Origin of the sequence: Rhodoferax sp. (genome assembly GCF_028689305.1) — a bacterium.
GTDB lineage: Bacteria > Pseudomonadota > Gammaproteobacteria > Burkholderiales > Burkholderiaceae_C > Rhodoferax.
Window position 1 is genome coordinate 1 of sequence record NZ_JAQTWM010000176.1, and the last position, 3,020, is coordinate 3,020.

Consider the following 3,020-nt stretch of genomic DNA (forward strand, 5'->3'; position numbering starts at 1 on the left):
GTTTTGCGCGGCGGCCTTGAGCATGGCGTATTCGCCCGACACTTGGTAGGCAAAGGTCGGCACCCTGAATTCGTCTTTGACGCGGCGCACCACGTCCAGGTAGGGCATGCCGGGCTTGACCATGACCATGTCGGCGCCTTCGGCGATGTCCATGGCCACTTCGCGCAGGGCTTCGTTGCTGTTGCCGGGGTCCATCTGGTAGACCTTTTTGTTGCTTTTGCCCAGGTTGCTGGCGGAGCCGACGGCGTCACGGAACGGGCCGTAGAAGGCGCTGGCGTATTTGGCGCTGTAGGCCATGATGCGGGTGTGGACAAAATGGTTGGCTTCGAGGGCCTGGCGGATGGCGCCGATGCGCCCGTCCATCATGTCGCTGGGGGCCACGATGTCGGCGCCGGCGCCGGCCTGGGTGAGCGCCTGCTTGACCAGGATTTCCACCGTGGCGTCGTTCATGATGTAGCCGTTTTCTTCGGGGCGGGGGTCGGGCAGGCCGTCCTGGCCGTGGCTGGTGAAGGGGTCCAGCGCCACGTCGCACATGATGCCGAGTTCGGGGAATTCTTTTTTGAGGGCCTGTACCACGCGCGGCACCAGGCCGTCGGGGTTGAGCGCTTCGCGGCCATCGTGGGTTTTGAGCGACTGGTCGATCACCGGGAACAGCGCCATCACCGGAATGCCGAGTTTGACGCATTCTTCGGCCACCGGCAGCAGCAGGTCCAGGCTCAGGCGTTCGACGCCGGGCATGGAGAGGATGGCCTGGCGCTGTTGTTTTCCGTCCACGACAAACACCGGGTAGATCAGGTCGCTGGTGGTCAGGGTGCTTTCGCGCACCAGGTTGCGGGTGAAACTGTCGCGGCGCAGGCGGCGTGGGCGGCCCAGGGGATACGGTGCAAAGTTGGTCATGTGGCAAGTCCTAAAGTCATGTGGTGACATCGTAATGACATTTTTTTCCAGCCTGACTTGAAACTGTCAGGTATTTTTGTTAAATTACGACCCGGGCAGTTTACTGCCCCCCGCTTTTCCTCCCTGAGCGGGGCCTTGATGTGTGACAGCAAATAGGCTTACCACCCCAGCCCTCGTGCTGGGGTTTTTTTTGCCTGGCGTTTTTGGCCTAAACTGGCCGCATGCTCTGGATCAAGTCTCTCCACATTGTTTTTGTCGCCAGCTGGTTTGCCGGCTTGTTTTATCTGCCGCGCATTTTTGTCAATCTGGCCATGGTGCCGGCTGACTCCACCGCGGAGCGTGATCGCCTGCTGCTGATGGCGCGCAAGTTGTACCGGTTCATGACCATCATCGCCGTGCCGGCGCTGGGTCTGGGTATCTGGCTGTGGGCGGGTTACGGTATTGGCTGGGGGCCGGGCAATGCCTGGATGCACGCCAAGCTGACGATGGTGCTGCTGGTGATGGGGTATCACCACGCCTGCGGTGTGATGCTGAAGAAGTTTGCGCGCGGCGAGCAGCGGCACGGCCATGTGTGGTACCGCTGGTTCAATGAGGCGCCGGTGATTCTGATGCTGATCATCGTGTGTCTGGTGGTGCTCAAGCCGTTCTGACCCTTGCATGCCGATGCACAAGACTTCGGCGTGGCCTCTGGCGTGGGTCTATCTGGGCCTGATTGTTTACGCCAGCCTGTATCCGTTTGCTTATTGGCGTGACCAGGGGGTAGACCCCTGGTTTTTCCTGCTGGCGCCGCCGCCGAGGTACTGGACGGCGTTTGACGTGGTGGCCAATGTGCTGGGTTATATGCCGTTGGGTTTTCTGCTGGCCCTGAGTGCGTTGCGCACCGGCCGTGGGCGCCTGGCTTTCAGGCTGGCGCTGTTGGCTGGCACGGGATTGTCCTTGCTGATGGAAACCTTGCAGACCTATCTGCCTGACCGGGTGCCCTCCAATCTGGATCTGATCCTGAATGTGGTGGGGACCCTGCTGGGCGCTCTGAGCGCCTGGAGTCTGGAGCGGCTGGGGGTGTTGCAGCGCTGGAGCCGGTTTCGGGCCAACTGGTTTGTGCCGCACGCGCGTGGCGCCCTGGTGTTGCTGGCCTTGTGGCCGGTGGCGTTGCTGTTTCCCACCGCCGTGCCGTTTGGGCTGGGCCAGGTGATGGAGCGGCTGGAGGCGGCGCTGGCGGATGTGCTGGCAGGCAGTCCGTTTCTGGAATGGTTGCCGGTGCGCGACATTGAATTGCAGCCGCTGCTGCCGGTGACCGAGTGGTTGTGTGTGCTGCTGGGCCTGCTGATTCCGGGGTTGCTGGGTTATTGCATCATCGGCAGCCGCGTCAAGCGGCTGTGGTTTCTGGTCTGGATGGTGGTCCTGGGGGTGGGGACGACGGCGCTGAGTGCGGCGCTGAGTTTTGCCCCGGAGCATGCCTGGGCCTGGCTGGACCCGCCGGTGCAGGTAGCGCTGCTGGCGGCGCTGGCGCTGCTGGGGGGCTTGTTATGGACGCCGCCGCGGGCTGCTGCGGCGCTGGCCGTACTGGCGCTGGGGGTGGATTTGAGTCTGATCAACCAGACCACGGTGGGGCCGTATTTCGAGCAGACGCTGTTTTTGTGGGAGCAGGGGCGGTTTATCCGTTTTCATGGGCTGGCGCAGTGGCTGGGCTGGTTATGGCCGTTTGCGGCGCTGGTCTATGTGTTGAGCCGGCTTTGGGGACGGGGGACGGAAACCTAAAATCGCCGCCATGACACATTCAACTCCCCCTGAGGCTGCCGGTCTGGCGGCCACCCCTGTTGCCGGTTATTACCAGCGGCACATTTTTTTCTGCCTTAACGAGCGGCAAAACGGCGACGACTGCTGTGCCCGCCACAATGCCCAGGCGGCGTTTGAGCGCTGCAAGTCGCAGGTCAAGGCTGCTGGCCTGGCCGGCGCGGGCAAGGTGCGGGTCAACAAGGCGGGTTGTCTGGACCGCTGCGCCGCCGGCCCGGTGGCCGTGGTCTACCCTGAAGGGGTCTGGTACAGCTATGTGGATGAGAGTGACATCGACGAAATTGTGGAGTCGCACCTGAAAAACGGCAGGGTGGTGACCCGCCTGCTGA

4 protein-coding genes are annotated in these 3,020 nt (G+C 62.6%); 3 read left to right on the forward strand and 1 reads right to left on the reverse strand.

Annotation, left to right across the window (positions count from 1 at the left end; all coding sequences use genetic code 11):
• On the reverse strand, nt 1–897 hold an 897-nt coding region (gene hemB, locus PHW99_RS18580; RefSeq protein WP_300181285.1), incomplete at its 3' end, for a porphobilinogen synthase.
• Nucleotides 898–1,118: 221 nt separating this feature from the next.
• On the opposite strand from hemB, the gene PHW99_RS18585 reads away from it, so the two are divergent.
• The 3 genes from PHW99_RS18585 to PHW99_RS18595 form a co-directional block, all read left to right on the forward strand.
• Nucleotides 1,119–1,547 (forward strand): CopD family protein, encoded by a 429-nt coding sequence (locus PHW99_RS18585; protein ID WP_300181288.1) that lies wholly within the window; start codon nt 1,119–1,121, stop codon nt 1,545–1,547.
• Nucleotides 1,548–1,560: 13 nt separating this feature from the next.
• The gene (locus PHW99_RS18590) at nt 1,561–2,655 is read left to right on the forward strand and encodes a VanZ family protein (RefSeq protein WP_300181294.1); all 1,095 of its coding nucleotides are present in this window, start codon (nt 1,561–1,563) and stop codon (nt 2,653–2,655) included.
• 10 nt (nt 2,656–2,665) lie between these two features.
• On the forward strand, nt 2,666–3,020 hold a 355-nt coding region (locus tag PHW99_RS18595), incomplete at its 3' end, for a (2Fe-2S) ferredoxin domain-containing protein (RefSeq protein ID WP_300181291.1).

Bases quoted from the DNA above. Each gene is read 5' to 3' on its own strand.
- PHW99_RS18585 (WP_300181288.1), top strand. From the start codon at position 1,119: ATGCTCTGGATCAAGTCTCTCCACATTGTTTTTGTCGCCAGCTGGTTT.
- PHW99_RS18590 (WP_300181294.1), top strand. From the start codon at position 1,561: ATGCACAAGACTTCGGCGTGGCCTCTGGCGTGGGTCTATCTGGGCCTG.